Source organism: Nocardioides insulae DSM 17944 (assembly GCF_000422825.1).
Taxonomy (GTDB): Bacteria; Actinomycetota; Actinomycetes; order Propionibacteriales; family Nocardioidaceae; genus Nocardioides; species Nocardioides insulae.
In genome coordinates this window covers 73,424-88,311 of record NZ_KE383929.1, presented here as the reverse complement: position 1 = coordinate 88,311, position 14,888 = coordinate 73,424, and the positions used below count along the sequence as shown (strand labels likewise).

16 protein-coding genes are annotated in these 14,888 nt (G+C 71.7%); 3 read left to right on the top strand and 13 right to left on the bottom strand.

Annotation, left to right across the window (positions count from 1 at the left end):
• Positions 1 to 51: 51 nt before the first annotated feature.
• Entirely contained in the window at positions 52 to 807 is a 756-nt protein-coding gene (locus G515_RS0115030) for a sulfite exporter TauE/SafE family protein (RefSeq protein ID WP_028660799.1), read from the bottom strand.
• Positions 807 to 1,607 (bottom strand): ABC transporter ATP-binding protein, encoded by an 801-nt coding sequence (locus tag G515_RS0115025; RefSeq protein ID WP_028660798.1) that lies wholly within the window; start codon positions 1,605 to 1,607, stop codon positions 807 to 809. Before G515_RS0115025 ends, G515_RS0115030 begins: the two co-directional genes overlap by 1 nt.
• A 45-nt stretch (positions 1,608 to 1,652) precedes the next feature.
• Between G515_RS0115025 and G515_RS0115020 the strand changes: the two genes are divergently transcribed.
• Together G515_RS0115020 and serB are read left to right on the top strand one after the other, a co-directional pair.
• Positions 1,653 to 2,456 carry a hypothetical protein gene (locus G515_RS0115020; protein ID WP_028660797.1) on the top strand — a complete coding sequence of 268 codons (804 nt, stop codon included), beginning with the start codon at positions 1,653 to 1,655 and terminating at the stop codon, positions 2,454 to 2,456.
• Between the two features lie 44 nt (positions 2,457 to 2,500).
• Positions 2,501 to 3,730 (top strand): phosphoserine phosphatase SerB, encoded by a 1,230-nt coding sequence (gene serB / locus G515_RS0115015; protein WP_051218456.1) that lies wholly within the window; start codon positions 2,501 to 2,503, stop codon positions 3,728 to 3,730.
• Between the two features lie 92 nt (positions 3,731 to 3,822).
• Here the strand turns inward: serB and G515_RS0115010 are convergent, their stop codons facing one another.
• From G515_RS0115010 to moaA, 6 genes are all read right to left on the bottom strand, one after another.
• Positions 3,823 to 4,329 carry a SixA phosphatase family protein gene (locus G515_RS0115010; RefSeq protein WP_028660795.1) on the bottom strand — a complete coding sequence of 169 codons (507 nt, stop codon included), beginning with the start codon at positions 4,327 to 4,329 and terminating at the stop codon, positions 3,823 to 3,825.
• A 9-nt stretch (positions 4,330 to 4,338) separates the two neighbouring features.
• The gene (gene fabI, locus G515_RS0115005; protein ID WP_028660794.1) at positions 4,339 to 5,109 is read right to left on the bottom strand and encodes an enoyl-ACP reductase FabI; all 771 of its coding nucleotides are present in this window, start codon (positions 5,107 to 5,109) and stop codon (positions 4,339 to 4,341) included.
• Between the two features lie 47 nt (positions 5,110 to 5,156).
• Positions 5,157 to 5,882, bottom strand: coding sequence for a beta-ketoacyl-ACP reductase (locus tag G515_RS0115000; RefSeq protein WP_028660793.1), 726 nt, complete (start codon positions 5,880 to 5,882; stop codon positions 5,157 to 5,159).
• Positions 5,883 to 5,991: 109 nt separating this feature from the next.
• Positions 5,992 to 6,216 carry a hypothetical protein gene (locus G515_RS0114995; protein WP_028660792.1) on the bottom strand — a complete coding sequence of 75 codons (225 nt, stop codon included), beginning with the start codon at positions 6,214 to 6,216 and terminating at the stop codon, positions 5,992 to 5,994.
• Positions 6,213 to 6,530, bottom strand: coding sequence for a DUF3099 domain-containing protein (locus tag G515_RS0114990; protein ID WP_028660791.1), 318 nt, complete (start codon positions 6,528 to 6,530; stop codon positions 6,213 to 6,215). Before G515_RS0114990 ends, G515_RS0114995 begins: the two co-directional genes overlap by 4 nt.
• Positions 6,531 to 6,673: 143 nt before the next feature.
• Positions 6,674 to 7,705, bottom strand: coding sequence for a GTP 3',8-cyclase MoaA (gene moaA, locus G515_RS0114985; RefSeq protein ID WP_425411237.1), 1,032 nt, complete (start codon positions 7,703 to 7,705; stop codon positions 6,674 to 6,676).
• A gap of 33 nt (positions 7,706 to 7,738) precedes the next feature.
• On the opposite strand from moaA, the gene G515_RS0114980 reads away from it, so the two are divergent.
• Complete coding sequence (locus G515_RS0114980) at positions 7,739 to 8,650, top strand: SURF1 family cytochrome oxidase biogenesis protein (RefSeq protein ID WP_028660789.1); 912 nt, start codon at positions 7,739 to 7,741, stop codon at positions 8,648 to 8,650.
• A gap of 31 nt (positions 8,651 to 8,681) precedes the next feature.
• Here G515_RS0114980 and G515_RS0114975 read toward each other — a convergent pair whose 3' ends face one another.
• The 5 genes from G515_RS0114975 to G515_RS0114955 form a co-directional block, all read right to left on the bottom strand.
• On the bottom strand, positions 8,682 to 9,428 hold the full coding sequence (locus G515_RS0114975) for an SDR family oxidoreductase (RefSeq protein ID WP_028660788.1): 747 nt from the start codon (positions 9,426 to 9,428) through the stop codon (positions 8,682 to 8,684).
• 128 nt (positions 9,429 to 9,556) lie between these two features.
• A complete protein-coding gene (locus tag G515_RS0114970) occupies positions 9,557 to 11,446 on the bottom strand; it encodes an ABC transporter transmembrane domain-containing protein (protein ID WP_028660787.1) in 1,890 nt (629 codons plus the stop codon).
• An 88-nt stretch (positions 11,447 to 11,534) separates the two neighbouring features.
• Positions 11,535 to 12,317 (bottom strand): DUF3592 domain-containing protein, encoded by a 783-nt coding sequence (locus G515_RS22785; RefSeq protein ID WP_051218455.1) that lies wholly within the window; start codon positions 12,315 to 12,317, stop codon positions 11,535 to 11,537.
• Complete coding sequence (locus G515_RS0114960) at positions 12,314 to 13,912, bottom strand: ABC-F family ATP-binding cassette domain-containing protein (RefSeq protein WP_028660786.1); 1,599 nt, start codon at positions 13,910 to 13,912, stop codon at positions 12,314 to 12,316. Before G515_RS0114960 ends, G515_RS22785 begins: the two co-directional genes overlap by 4 nt.
• A gap of 62 nt (positions 13,913 to 13,974) precedes the next feature.
• Complete coding sequence (locus G515_RS0114955) at positions 13,975 to 14,883, bottom strand: phosphotransferase (RefSeq protein ID WP_028660785.1); 909 nt, start codon at positions 14,881 to 14,883, stop codon at positions 13,975 to 13,977.
• Between the last annotated feature and the right edge of the window lie 5 nt (positions 14,884 to 14,888).

Genomic DNA, 14,888 nt, shown 5'->3' with positions numbered 1-14,888 from the left:
GCAGTCTGCCGCACCCTCCCGGCCCGGGCCGACCCGGCCGGGGCCGCGCGATCACATCACGAAGAAGGCGACCAGGGCCACCAGGCCCACCACCACGATCACGCCGCGGAGCACCGGGGGTGGGATCAACCGCCCGTACCGGCCGCCGAGGAAGCCGCCGATCGCCGCGCCCACGGCGATGACCAGGGCCACCAGCCAGTCCACGTCGGCCACGAAGGCGAAGAGCAGGCCGCTGATCCCGTTGGTGCAGGCCCCGAGGATGTTCTTGAGCGCATTGAGCCGGTGCAGGGAGTCGGCGACGCCGATGCCGAGCACCGCCAGCAGGATGACCCCCTGAGCGGCGCCGAAGTAGCCGCCGTAGATGCCGGTGAGGAAGACCGCGGGGCCCACCCACCAGTGCCCGTGCTCGGGCACCTCGTCGTGATGGCGACCCACCCAGGCCGAGATCCTCGGGCCGAAGGCCACCAGGATCACCCCCACGGCGATGAGCACCGGCACGATCGTCTCGAACGCCTCGGCGGGCAGCACCAACAGCAGCAGCCCACCCACCAGCCCACCGGCCAGGGCGCAGCTGGCCAGCCGGATGATGCGACCGCGCTGACCGGCCAACTCCCGGCGGTAACCCCAGGCGCCGGCGACCGAGCCGGGCACCAGCCCGATGGTGTTCGAGACATTGGCGGTCACCGGCGGGATGCCGAAGGCGAGCAGGGTCGGGAAGGTGATCAGCGTCCCCGACCCCACGATCGAGTTGATCGTGCCGGCAGCCATCCCGGCGATCAGGATGGCGACGACCTCGAGGACACCCATCAGGTCGCGGAACGGGTACGCCGACGCGCGGCCCAGCGACCGTCGTCGTGGTTCAGCTGCAGCGGCATCCCGAAGGTGGCGGTGAGGTTGGTCGCCGTGAGGGTCTCCTCGATCGGACCCGCCGCGACCACACCGCCCTGGCGCAGCATCAGCACGTGGGTGAACCCGGGTGGGATCTCCTCGACGTGGTGGGAGATGAGCACGGTCGCCGGGGACTGCGGCATGTAGGCGAGCGTCGACAGGGTGGAGACCAGGTCCTCGCGCCCACCCAGATCCAGGCCGGCGGCCGGTTCGTCGAGCAGCAACAGTTCGGGGTCGACCATCAGGGCTCGGGCGATCTGGACGCGCTTGCGCTCGCCCTCGGACAGGGTGCCGAAAGTGCGCTCGGCCAGGTGGTGGATGCCGAGCTCGATAAGCAGCGAGGTGGCGCGTTCGTAGTCGAGGTCGTCGTACTCCTCGCGCCAGCGGCCGAGGACGCCGTAGGACGCCGAGACCACCACGTCGCGCACCAGCTCGCTCCGCGGGATCCGCTCGGCCACCGCCGCGCTGGTGATGCCGATCCGCGGCCGCAGCTCGAACACATCGACCGCGCCGAGGACCTCGCCCAGGATCCCGGCCACACCGGAGGTGGGATGCATCTGCGCCGAGGCGATCTGCATCATCGTCGTCTTGCCGGCGCCGTTCGGGCCGAGGACGACCCACCGGTCACCGTCGTCGACCTGCCAGGTGATCTTGTCGAGAAGGACCGCCTCTCCTCGGCGCACGGTCACATCGGCGAACTCGAGGACAGCTGTTCCCATGGCCGCGACTCTATCGAGTGCTCCGGCGGACTAACGTGGGGGGACGTGATCGCCCCGCTCTCCCCCGCCGACCTCCCCCTCAGCCTCCGGCTCGCCTGGTGGGGCACCAGCTGGTGGCGCGGGCACCTGGTCGCCGACACGTTCCTGGACGGTGTGCTCGGCCATGGCCTCGACGGCCCGGATCCCGACGCCGACGCGATCCACCTCGTCACCGGGCTCGGTGCTCTGGGCCTGGGCGGTCCCGGGTCCCTCACCGAGGGCACCGAGCCGCTGCTCACCGCGCTCGGCCGGCTCCGCGCGGAGGGCGGGACGTTGCTCGGTGCGGCCTTCCCCGAGGAGGGCGACCCAGCCGGCCTGGGCGGGCCGGCCACGTTCAACAGCGCCGCTCTGGAGGCGGGCGAGGCGGTGGTGTGTGCCACCGCCGGTGTCGGCCTGGTGCCCGGCCGGGTCGGAGCGGCGGTGACGTGGACGGCGTACGAAGCGCGCCGACGGCAGATCCCGGACGTCGGCGAGGCGGACCGCGCGGTCCGCAGCGCCCTCCCGGCGGCCACGGACGCGCTGGCCGACCTGGATGTCGCCCGCTGGCGGCCCGAGGTCGCCGACCAGGTGCTCGATCTCCGCCACCGCGCTGCGCTGCCCGCGCCGGCCGGCGTACCGGAGAGGTGTGCGGACCTGGCGTCCCGTGCCCTGCAACTGCTCGGCATCGTCGAGCTCGCCCTCGAGGACGACGGTGCCGCGGTCACCGCCGCCGAGATGAGTGCCCGTCGGGACGCACTGCGACCACTCGCGCGGGCGGCGCGCCATGCCCTGACCTCGGCGGGCTCACCGGAGGTGTGGCCCGAGCCCTGAACCGTCCGGACGAGGGGCCGCCGGGGGGCTAGTCTGGTGCCGCGATGAACCATGTGGAGCTGACGGGCCAGGCCCGAACCGAGACCCTGCTCATCACGCTCTCCGGCCATGACCGGCCGGGCGTGACCCACACCGTCTTCGAGCACCTCGCCGAGGCCGGTGTGGAGGTCGTCGATCTGGACCAGATCGTGATCCGGCGCCGCCTGGTGCTCGGCGTGCTGGTCACCGTGCCTGACGACGAGGTGAAGCTGCGCGATGCGGTCACCCAGGCGGCGGGCGAGCTGGGCATGCATGTGGAGATCCTGCGTGGCGGCGCGGAGGACCACCGGCTCCGGCACCGCTCCCAGGTCACCATCATCGGAGCCCCGCTGAAGGCCGCCGTGATGGCCGAGGTGACCGGCCGGATCGCCGAGGCCGGGGCGAACATCGACCGGATCCAACGGCTCGCCCCCTACCCGGTCACCGCGATCGAACTCGCCGTCTCCGGCCCGGATGTCGACGTCCTGCGTACCACCCTGGCCCGGGCCGCGGTCGATCTGGCCGTCGACATCGCCGTGCAACCGGCCAGCCTCCTGCTGCACGGTCAGCGCCTGATCGTGATGGACGTCGACTCCACCCTCATCCAGGGCGAGGTCATCGAGATGCTCGCTGCCCACGCCGGCTGCGAGGACTCCGTCGCGGACGTCACCGCCCGGGCGATGCGCGGTGAGCTCGACTTCGAGGAGTCGCTGCGCTCCCGGGTCGCTCTGCTCAAGGGGGTGCCGGCGGCCGCGCTCGACGACGTCTACGAGCGGATCCGACTCAACCCCGGCGCGCGCACCCTGGTCCGCACCCTGCGCCGACTGGGCTACCGGTTCGCGATCGTCTCCGGCGGGTTCAGCCAGATCACCGACCGACTGGCCGCCGATCTCGGCATCCACTACGCCCGGGCCAACGAACTCGAGATCGTCGACGGCGTCCTCACCGGGCGCGTGGTCGGTGAGGTCGTCGACCGGGCCGGCAAGGCCCGCGCGCTGCGGGAGATCGCCGCCGAGATGGGCATCTCCGAGGCGGCGACCGTGGCGATCGGGGACGGCGCCAACGATCTGGACATGCTGGAGGCGGCCGGCCTCGGCGTCGCCTACAACGCCAAGCCGGTGGTGCGCTCCCAGGCCGACACCTCGGTCAACGTGCCCTACCTCGACACGATCATGTACCTCCTGGGCATCACCCGCGAGGAGATCGAGGCGGCCGACGCCGACGCCGGCATCGTCACCCCCGCACCGCCGGTCTGAGGCGGGCGGGCCCTCCCACCGGCCCGCCCGCGGCGGTGCGCGGGACGGACGCCGAGCAGACCGGCGGCCCGGTCGGCAGGGGTCCGTAGGGGTCAGGGACGGTGGTGGTCGGCGAGCCGGGCGGTTCCGAACTCCAGTTCCAGCCAGGTGCCGGACAGCTCGAACCGGGCAGAGGCACAGGTCGGGAAGCCCGCGCGCACGTGTCGACGTACGTCCTCCGGCCCCGACCCGTCGTCGAGGAGCTGGGCCAGTTCGGCCATGGTCGGGTTGTGTCCCACGACCAGGACCGCGGTCACCTCATCCGGGACGGCGTGTAGCAGGCCGACGACGTCCTCCGGCCCGGCGCCGTACAGCTCGGGCCTGCTCTCGCCGGCCAGCGACCACCCGGCGGCGGCGCTGACCTGCTCGTAGGTCTGCCGCGTGCGGACGGCGGAGGACACCAGGGCGAGGTCGGGGGTGAACGAGCGCTCCGCGAACCACACGCCGGTGGCCTCGGCATCCCGGAGCCCTCGCGGCGCCAGCGGCCGCTCGGCGTCGCTGGCCGCCTCCGGCATCGCCTTGGCGTGCCGCAGGACGACCAGCGAACGGGAGCCCGTCACGAGGGGCCCTCAGGCGCCCATCGCGTGGAAGCCGCCGTCGACGTGCACGATCTCGCCGGTGGTGGCCGGGAAGAAGTCCGACATCAGGGCGCAGACGGCCTTGGCGGTGGGCTCCTGGTCGGTGTTGTCCCAGCCCAGCGGCGCGCGGGTGCCCCACATCTCCTCCAGGTCGGAGAAGCCGGGGATGGCCTTGGCGGCCAGGGTCTTCAGTGGGCCGGCGGAGACCAGGTTGACCCGGATCCCCTCCTTGCCCAGGTCGCGAGCCAGGTAACGGGCGGTCGACTCCAGGCCGGCCTTGGCCACGCCCATCCAGTCGTAGGCCGGCCAGGCCACGGTGGCGTCGAAGGTGAGACCGACGACCGAGGAACCCTCGTGGAGCAGCGGCTTGGTGGCCCTCGCGAGACCGGCCAGCGAGTACGCCGAGACCTGAACCGCCTGCGCGACGTCCTCCCAGGGACCCTCGAGGAAGTTCTGGCCGAGCAGGGTGGCGGGGTTGCCGTAGGCGATCGAGTGCACCACGCCGTCGAGCCCGTCGACGTGCTCACGGACCTGGTCGGCCAGCCCGGCGAGGTGGTCGGGGTCGGTGACGTCCAGTTCGAGCACCGGCGGCTCGACCGGCAGCCGCTTGGCGATCCGCTTGGTGATGCTGAGTGCGCGCCCGAAGTTGGAGATGAGCACCGTGGCGCCCTGCTCCTGCGCGATCTTCGCGGTGGCGAAGCCGATGGAGGAGTCCATCGTGACGCCGGCGACCAGGATCTTCTTACCGTCGAGAATGCCCATTGCTGCCTACTTCTGTCGTGTGGGAGAGAGTTGGAGAGCCGAGAGGGTCAGTGACCCATGCCGAGGCCGCCGTCGACGGGGATCACCGCGCCGGTGACGTAACCCGCCCCGGGACCGGTCAGCCAGGTCACCGCTCCGGCGACCTCGTCGGGCTGGGCGTAGCGGCCCAGCGGCACCTGGGCCTTGATGGTGGTCTTCTGGTCCTCGGTGAGCACGCCGGTCATGTCGGTCTCGACGAAACCGGGGGCGACGACGTTCGCGGTGATGCCGCGCGAGCCGAGCTCGCGGGCCAGCGACCGGGCCATGCCCACCAGGCCGGACTTCGAGGCGGCGTAGTTGACCTGACCGGCGCTGCCGAGCAGACCCACCACCGAGGAGATGAACACGATCCGGCCGCGCTTGAGCCGGAGCATGCCCTTGGCCGCCCGCTTGGCCAGCCGGAAGGAGCCGGAGAGGTTGGTCTGGATCACGGAGTCCCAGTCGTCCTCGCTCATCCGCAGGACCAGGGTGTCCTTGGTGATGCCGGCGTTGGCCACCAGCACCTCGACCGGTCCGTGCGCCGCCTCGATCTCCTTGAACGCCGCCTCGACCTGGTCGGGATCGGTGACGTCGCAGCGTACGTCGAGCGCACCCTCGGGTGCGCCACCGCTGCGGGTTGTCACCGCGACCTTGTCACCCTGGGCGAGGAACGCCTCGGCGATGGCCCGGCCGATCCCTCGATTCCCACCGGTGACGAGGACGGACCGGCCTTGGGCTGCTGCGCTGTCGCTCACGGAAGGCGACGCTAGCGAATACCCGGGGGTAGTTCGAATCCGCCCCGCCGAGCCGGAACGGCGTCCTGCGCCACGGCGCGGGCGGGCGAACACCCGGGTGGGCGAGGCGTCACTCGGCCGGCGACTCCGCCGGATGGGGCACGGTGTCCTTGAGGAAGCCGCGCGCGGTCAAGAAGGCGCCCAGCGACTCGCGGTGCTCCTCGCAGGCAAGCCAGATCTTGCGGCGCTCGGGCGTGTGGATCTTGGGGTTGTTCCACTGCAGCTGCCAGGTCGCGGGCGCCTGGCACCCCTTCGCCGAGCAGAGTTCCTCGGCGGACTTGTCGGCCAGGCTCATCCCTTGGACCCGCCGCGGAGCTGGTGGGAGGTGAACGGGCTGTCCCGCAGGGTGAGGTCCTCACCCCTGGTGTGGGCGGCGTTGGCCATCACCACCGCGACGTAGGGCAGCACCAGGGCGGCCACGATGAGGAACGGCCACACCCACACCAATCCGTTCATCGCGGTCACGCCGGCGGCCACGAAGCACAGGGCGCGGATGCTCATCGAGACCAGGTAGGCACGCTGCCGCCCCGCGATGTCCTCGCCGTGCGTGGTCGGCGCGGTGGTGATCCTGATCGCCTCGTCGTCGCGCCCGAAAGGTGCCCTGGCCATGCCTCCAGCCTACGCCGGACCGCGGTGGATGACGCCGCGCGGGGGCCACCCATCTGCCCCGTCGGTCTGCGCCGGGCTCCCCCGGGTTTCACCGGGCTCCATCGGGCCCGGCGCTCGCCCGACTCGCCGATCAGGCCCGGCGGCTACCCGCCGATGGCGGACATCGGGCGGGACGGCTGGAGGAAGGCGGGGTCGTCGATGCCGTGCCCGGGGAGCTTGGTCGCCATCGCGGCCACCCAGCGGCGGGCCAGCTCGGCGTCGTCGGCCCCCGCCCGCAGCGCGGCTCGCAGGTCCGACTCCTCCCGCGCGAACAGGCAGTTGCGCACCTGACCGTCGGCGGTCAACCGCACCCGGTCGCAGTCACCGCAGAACGGGCGGGTCACCGAGGCGATCACCCCGACCGTGCCCGGCCCGCCGTCGACGAGGAACAGTTCGGCGGGCGCGCTGCCGCGCGGCTCCTCCGCCGGGGTCAGCGTGAACTCCCCCTCCAGCCGGGCGAAGATCTCCTCCGCGGTGATCATGCCTCCGCGGGTCCAGCCGTGCTGGGCGTCCAACGGCATCTGCTCGATGAAGCGCAACTGGTAGCCGCGCTCCAGACACCACCGCAGCAGCTCGGGAGCCTCCCCGTCGTTGATGTCGCGCAGCAGGACGGCGTTGACCTTGACCGGCCCGAGGCCGGCGGCGTGCGCGGCCTCCAGACCGGCGACCACGTCGTGGAGCCGGTCGCGCCGGGTGATCTTGGCGAAGCTCTCCGGACGCACGGTGTCGAGGCTGACGTTGACCCGGTCGAGACCGGCCGCGGCCAGCGCGCCCGCCGTACGCGAGAGTCCGAGGGCATTCGTGGTCAGCGAGATCTCCGGTGCGGGGTCGAGCTCGTGGGTGCGTCGGACGATGTCGACCAGGCCACGGCGCACCAGCGGCTCGCCGCCGGTGAACCGAACCTCCCGGATGCCGAGCCGTTCGACCCCGATCCGGATCAGCCGGACCACCTCGTCGTCGGTGAGCACGGTGTCGTCGGGCAGCCAGTCGAGGCCCTCGGCGGGCATGCAGTACTGACAGCGCAGATTGCACCGGTCGGTCAGCGAGACCCGTAGGTCACTCGCGACCCGGCCGTGAGTGTCCGCCAGCAGTGTCGTCTCCACCACGCCAGCATAGGCAGGCGCACCGCCGATGATCGAGTGCGCACACCGGCCGGATAATCTCGCTGGGTGCGGAGGTTCGGTTTCCTGCTCAGCCGGCGCTGGGTGCTGTTCGGCATCGTCGTCGTCCTGCTGGTGCTGGGCACGTGGTGGCTGGGCAATTGGCAGTTCGACCGGCTGGACTCCAAGAAGGCCTCGAACGCGGTGATCTCGGCCAACGAGCACAAGGCGCCCGCGCCCGTCGCCGAGGTGATGAGCACCGACTCCGAGGTCTCCGACGAGGACGAGTGGCGGATGGTCAGCGCCACCGGCACCTACGACGTCGACAACACCGTCGTGGTGCGCTACCGCACCCGGGACGAGTCGGCTGGGGTCGACGTCGTCGTACCGCTCATCACCGAGGACGGCACCGCGCTGCTGGTCGACCGCGGCTGGATGCCCGCGCCCAACAATCACGCCGAGGACCTCGACATCCCCGCGCCACCTCCCGGGGAGGTGGAGATCACCGGCTACCTCCGTGCCGACGGCAGCGGGTCGAGCACCGACGTCACCGACCTGTCCACCCGGGCCGTGTCGGCAAAGAAGGTCGGCGAGGCGACCGGGCTGCCGGTGTACGACGGTTTCGTCGAACTCGACGCCGAGGACCCGGAGCCGGCCGAGGCGCTGGCGCCCGAGCCCCTGCCCGAGCTCGACAACGGTCCGCACTTCTTCTACGGCCTTCAGTGGTGGTTCTTCGGCGTCCTGGCGGTCACCGGATTCCTGTACCTCCTCTACGACGAGTGGCGCACCCGCCGCCCCGACGAGGCGGACGGCGAGCGCGTACCGGCCGGCCCACCGACCCCGGACGGCCCGGACGGCTCACCCGAGCCGGCCGGGACGACGTCCAAGCCGATGACGCCGCGCCAGGCCAAGGCCGCGAAGCGGAAGGCCGTCCGCGACGCCTACAAGGCGGCGTACGAGAAGGAGCGCGCGGAGCGCTGACCCCCTCTGGGCGCAGCGCTCCGGTGCTCGTTCACAGGGACCGGGTCATGCCGCCGTCCACCGGCACCATCACGCCGGTCAGGTAGGACGCGGCCGGCGAGAGCACGAACGCCGCGACGCGACCGAACTCCTCGGGCTCCCCGAACCGTGCCATCGGGATCGTGCGCGGCACCTGGGCCTCCTCGGCCGACGCCGCGCCGGTGAGCTCCTTCATCCGGTCGGTGAAGATCTGGCCGGGCAGCAGGCCGTTGACCCGGATCCCGCGGGGCCCGAGTTCGTCGGCGAAGTTCTTGGCCAGCATCGCCAGACCTGGGCGCAGACCGTTGGAGATGGAGAGCCCGGCGACCGGTGCCTTGACGCTGGTGGAGAGGACGAAGGCCATCGAGCCACCGCTGCCCAGCACCGCCCCGACCTCGCGCGCGAGCCGGACCGCCCCCAGGAAGACCGACTCGAAGGCGCCGGACCACGCATCGTCGCTCATCGCCGTCGCCGGACCCGCGGGCGGGCCACCGACGCTGATCAGCGCGCCGTCCACCCGGCCCCACGCCTCCTGGGCCGCGGTGATCAACCGGCCGGGGGTTTCGACGTCGGCGTTGTCGGCCGCCACCGTGCGCACCGCGTCGCCGTAGGCGGAGGCGACCTCGGCCAGCGTCTCCTCCGACCTGCTGGAGACCACGCAGCGGGCGCCGTCGGCGACCAGTGCGTCGACGGTGGCGCGGCCCAGGCCGCGGCTCCCGCCCGTCACGAGGTAGACACGATCACGCAACTGCAGGTCCATCCAGACTCCTCGGCTCTTCGACACCGCCGGCGTTCCGTCACGCCGGCACCGGCCGTCACCCTACTCGGCCCCAGGCCCACTCCCCGGGGTGTTGCCCCCGGCCGGGCAGTGCCCACCGGTGCGAGGGCTCACGCCGCAGGGGTACCGGGCGCGAACTGGGTGGCGTACAGGTCGGCGTAGGTGCCTCCGGTGGCGAGCAGGTCGACGTGGGTGCCGGACTGTACGACGCGGCCCTGGTCGACGACGAGGATCAGGTCGGCATGCCGGACGGTGGAGAGCCGATGGGCGATGACGAGGGCGGTGCGCCCTTCCAGAGCGGCGTCCAGGGCGCGATGGACGGCGGCCTCCGACTCGCTGTCGAGGTGCGCGGTGGCCTCGTCCAGGACGACGATCGAGGGCGCCTTCAGGAGCAGGCGGGCGATCGCCAGTCGTTGCCGCTCGCCGCCGGAGAGGCGGTAGCCGCGGTCCCCCGCCACCGTGTCGAGGCCGTCGGGCAGAGACCTCACCAGGGCCGCGATCTGGGCGCTCTCCAACGCGGCCCACACCTCGGTCTCTTCGGCGTCGGGGCGCGCGTAGAGCAGGTTCGCCCGGATGGTGTCGTGGAACAGGTGCGCGTCCTGGGTGACGTAGCCGACCAGGTCCTCCAGCGACTGGAGCGTCACGTCACGGACGTCGTGGCCCCCCACGCGCACCGCTCCCCCGCTGACGTCGTAGAGGCGGGCGACCAGGTGCGTGATGGTGGTCTTGCCCGCACCCGAGGGACCGACCAACGCGATCATCTGTCCCGGCCCCGCGGAGAAGGTGATGTCGTGGAGCACCTCGCCGCCCAGGCCCGACCGTACGTCGGCCGCGGCCGGGCTCACCGTCTCCAGGCTGGCCAGGGACACCTCGTCGGCGCGGGGGTAGGTGAACCGGACCCGGTCGAACTCCACCAGCCCGGCCTCCCGCGGCAGGACAACGGCGTCCGGCCGCTCCCGGATCGAACTGGGCAGATCGAGCACCTCGAAGACCCGCTCGAAGCTGACCAGGGCGGTCATCACGTCGATGCGGACGTTGGAGAGGCTCTGCAGCGGGGTGAGCAGGCGGAGCAGGAGCAGGCCGAGCGCGGTCAGGGTGCCGAGCGTGAACCGGCCCTCGATGACCAGCCAGCCCCCGACGCCGTACACCAGAGCGGTCGCCAGCGCGGGCACCAGCATCATGGCCATGCTGAAGACACGGGTCAGCAGGGCGATCTGGATGCCCAGGTCACGTACCCGGGCGGCGTTCACGGCGAAGGCGACGTCCTCCTCCTCCCGCCGGCCGAACAGTTTGAGCAGCAGCGCGCCGCCGACGTTGAAGCGTTCGGTCATGCCGGTGGCTAGTACGGCATTCCCGTCCATCTGCCGCCGGGTCAGACCGGCCAGTCGCGACCCGACCCAGCGGGAGGTGACCAGCAGCAGCGGGAACAGCAGCAGGCACAGCACCGTCACCTGCCAGCTCAGGGTCATCATGGTGGCGCCGACGACCAGCACCGTGATCAGGCTGGAGACGGTGTTGGAGAGCGTCGAGGTGAAGGCCCGCTGGGCGCCGACCACGTCGTTGTTGAGCCGGCTCACCAGCGCACCGGTCTGGGTCCGGGTGAAGAACGCCAGCGGCAGCCGCTGCACGTGGGCGAACACCTGGACGCGCAGGTCGTAGATGAGCCCCTCCCCGATCCGGGAGGAGATCCAGCCGGACAGGACGCCGAGCAGTGCGTTCACCAGCGCCACCACGGCCATCGTGGCGCACAGCCAGATCACCAGCGACAGGTCGCCGGCCAGGATGCCGTCGTCGACGACGTACTTGGTGAGCAGCGGCGTCACGACCACCAGGACCGCGTCGATGGCCATCAGGGCGAGGAACCCCGTGATCAGCGACCGGTGCGGGCGGGCGAAGCCCAGGACCCGGCGGACGGTGCCGGGCTCGAGCCGGTTGTCGAGCACGGCTCGGTCGGCCCGAAGATTCCGCCAGACCCCGCCCATGCCCACGTTGCCAGCCACGGCACCGAGCCTAGTTCGCGACCGGAGCCCCCGCGCCAGGGGCACCGCTCGTCCGGTCGGCGTCCGGTCGACGTCCGGTCGACTGGGGCTACGGCGGCGTCGTGTCGCCCTCGGACCCGACGGAGTTCCAGTCGAAGGTCACGTCGGTGGGGTCGGCCGGATCGGCGAAGAGCCGGATCCGGTCGCCGAGCTCGACTCCGGGGTCGGGGTGGGCGGACACGGAGAGCTGCTCGATCCCAGCCGGGTCGGTCCACACCACGGTGACGTTGACGGGGCCGCGTGCCCGGGCAGTGCGGTCGCCGCTCCGTGGACGGGCCAACTCGACGACCTCGCCCCACGCCGGCAGCCAGGTCGGGGCGACCGATCCCGCCCCTGGCAGCTCGCCCGGAGCTCGCCGCGTGCGCCTGCGCAGCACCAGCAGCCCTCCGCCCACCGCGGTGAAGGCGACTCCGAGGACGCCGGTGACCAACGGCGGCAGGTACGCCGTCCAGCCGGTGAGCCGGGCGTCGCCGGGATCGTCGGGATCCACGGCGACCTCGATGTCCTCGCCGACGTCGTAGGCCGACGGGTTGGTGCCCGTGCTGCTGGTGAACCGGCGGATCTCGCCGTCGGCGGTGTACTCCACCTCCGGCCGAAACGTGAGCGACCCGTCGTCGTCCCGGTGCTCGTGCAGCGCGACCACGGAGCCCTCGACACGGTCCGCGTCCGACTGCCACGACCAGGTCCGCCAGCCGAGCACGGCGGTCACCACCACGAGGACGACACCGGCGACGCCGAACACGGCACCCACCAGGGTCAGCAGTCGGCGATCGGGACCGCTCGCGTCCGAGGTCGGAGCGGAGGAGCGATAGCGCCAGCTGCGGGTCGTCACGCCAGCGACACGAGGTCGGCGTAGTCCTCGTTCCAGAGGTCCTCGACGCCGTCGGGCAGGATCAGCACCCGGTCCGGCTCGAGGGCCTGGACGGCGCCCTCATCGTGGGTGACCAGGATCAGGGCGCCCTGGTAGCGCCGGATCGCGGCCAGCACCTCCTCGCGGGAGGCCGGGTCGAGGTTGTTGGTGGGCTCGTCGAGCAGCAGCACGTTGGCCGCCGAGACGACCAGCGAGGCCAGCGCCAACCGGGTCTTCTCACCGCCGGAGAGCACGCCGGCCGGCTTGTGCACGTCGTCGCCCATGAACAGGAAGGAGCCCAGCACCGAGCGCGCCTCGGTGTCGGTGAGCTCCGGCGCAGAGGACTGCATGTTCTCCAGGACGGTGCGGCCGACGTCCAGGGTCTCGTGCTCCTGGGCGTAGTAGCCGATCTTGAGACCGTGCCCGGGCACCATCATGCCGGTGTCGGGCTGGTCGACGCCGGCGAGGATCCGCAGCATCGTGGTCTTGCCGGCTCCGTTGAGACCGAGGATGACCACCCGGGAGCCCTTGTCGATGGCCAGGTCGACCGCGGTGAACACCTCGAGGGCGCCGTAGGACTTGGACAGGTCCTTCGCCGTGAGCGGCGTCTTGCCGCAGGGGGCCGGCGCGGGGAACTTGATCGCCGCGACCTTGTCCTCTTGGCGCTCACCCTCCACGCCGGAGAGCAGCTTCTCGGCCCGCTTCAACATGTTCTGCGCGGCGGTGGCCTTGGTGGCCTTGGCCCGCATCTTGTTGGCCTGGTCGGTGAGCGTCTTGGCCTTGTTCTGCGCGTTCATCAGCTCGCGCTTGCGACGCTTCTCGTCGGTCTCCCGCTGGGTCAGGTAGTGCCGCCAACCCATGTTGTAGACGTCCATGACCGCCCGGTTGGCGTCCAGGTGCAGGACCCGGTTGACCGTCTCCTCGAGCAGCGCGTTGTCGTGCGAGATCACGATGAAGCCACCCTTGTAGGACTTCATCCAGTCCCGCAGCCAGACGATCGAGTCTGCGTCGAGGTGGTTGGTCGGCTCGTCCAGGATCAGCACCTCGGCGCTGGAGAACAGGATCCGGGCCAGTTCGACCCGTCGCCGCTGACCGCCCGAGAGGGTCTTCAGCTGCTGGTCCATCAGCCGGTCGGGGATCCCGAGCGACTGCGACATCTGCAGCGCCTCCGACTCCGCGGCGTATCCGCCCCCCGCGTCGAAGGCGTCCTGCGCACGCTGGTAGCGGCGCATCGCCTTCTCCCGGGTGCCGGGGTCCTCGGAGAGCATCTGCTCCTCGGCCGCCCGCATCCGGCGGACGGCGTCGTCGAGGCCGCGCGCGGACAGGATGCGGTCACGGACCAGCACCTCCGGGTCACCCACTCGGGGATCCTGCGGCAGGTAGCCGAGTTCGCCGCTGCGCGTCACCTCGCCCGAGGCGGGGAGGACGTCGCCGGCGAGGACCTTGGTGAGGGTGGTCTTGCCGGCGCCGTTGCGCCCCACGAGACCGACCTTGTCACCGGGACCCACCCGGAAGCTGACGTCCTGCATGAGGAGACGGGCACCGACACGGACTTCCAACTGGTGGGCGGTGATCATCAGAGGACCAGTCTAGGAGTCCGGGCACCGCTGTCCGAATTCCTCAGCGCTCCCCCGGCCGGTCAGGACTCCAGCAGCGCCTCGATCGCGGGCAATTGCCGCTGCAGTGCACGCAGATGGGGTGCCACCGCCGGATGGCGGTACTTCGCCCCAACGGGTCCTTCGCCGCCGCTCACCCGCGACAGCGCCCAGTCGGCACGGGTGAAGACGGTGTAGACCGAGGTGACCTGTGCCGCGTGGGCCACCTGGTCTCGCGTGGCGATCCCGTCCGGGAGCCCGAGCAGGTAGGCGTCCAGGAGAGGCTCGAAGGCCTCGCGGGCGCTCAGCAGGTAGTAGCCCAGATCGGCGCCGGCCGGCCCGTAGCCCAGCGACCCCCAGTCCACCGCGACGGCCCGGTCGCCGTGCCGACCGGGCAGGTTGGCCGGGACCGGGTCGCCGTGCTGGACCACCTGGGGCAACCGGTCCAGCTCGTCGACGAAGCGCCACCGCAGCTCCCAGAGCACCTCGGCGACCTCGGCGGCCGAGGTCTGCGACAGCGTCGCCCAGCCGCCGCGACGCTCGACCCGCGCGAGCCGGTCACGGAGCTGGTCACGGGCCAGCCAGCGCACCGCGGCCAGGTCCACGGCGGCGAAACGCCCCATCGCGTGCGCCAGGAAGAGTCCCGAATTGGCGGCGTCCTCGACCCACTCGGTGACCAGGGTGATGCCGTGCTCGTCCTCCTCGACCCGGGAGTAGGAGGGCCCGCGCAATCCCGCGGTGTCCGCCACCAGTGAGTAGGAGGCGACGTCGGCCGCTCGTCGCCAGTAGGCGAAGTGCCTGCGGTCGCTCAGCTCCGGCAGGTCGTGATCCTGCGGGGCGGCCAGCCGCTTGACCACCAGCGGTACGCCGCTCTCCTCGGCCCGCCACACCCCCAGGGTGGAGGGCCCGGTGCCGGCCGGCATCGGGTGCCAGTCGGGCTCCGGCTCCCACACATCTC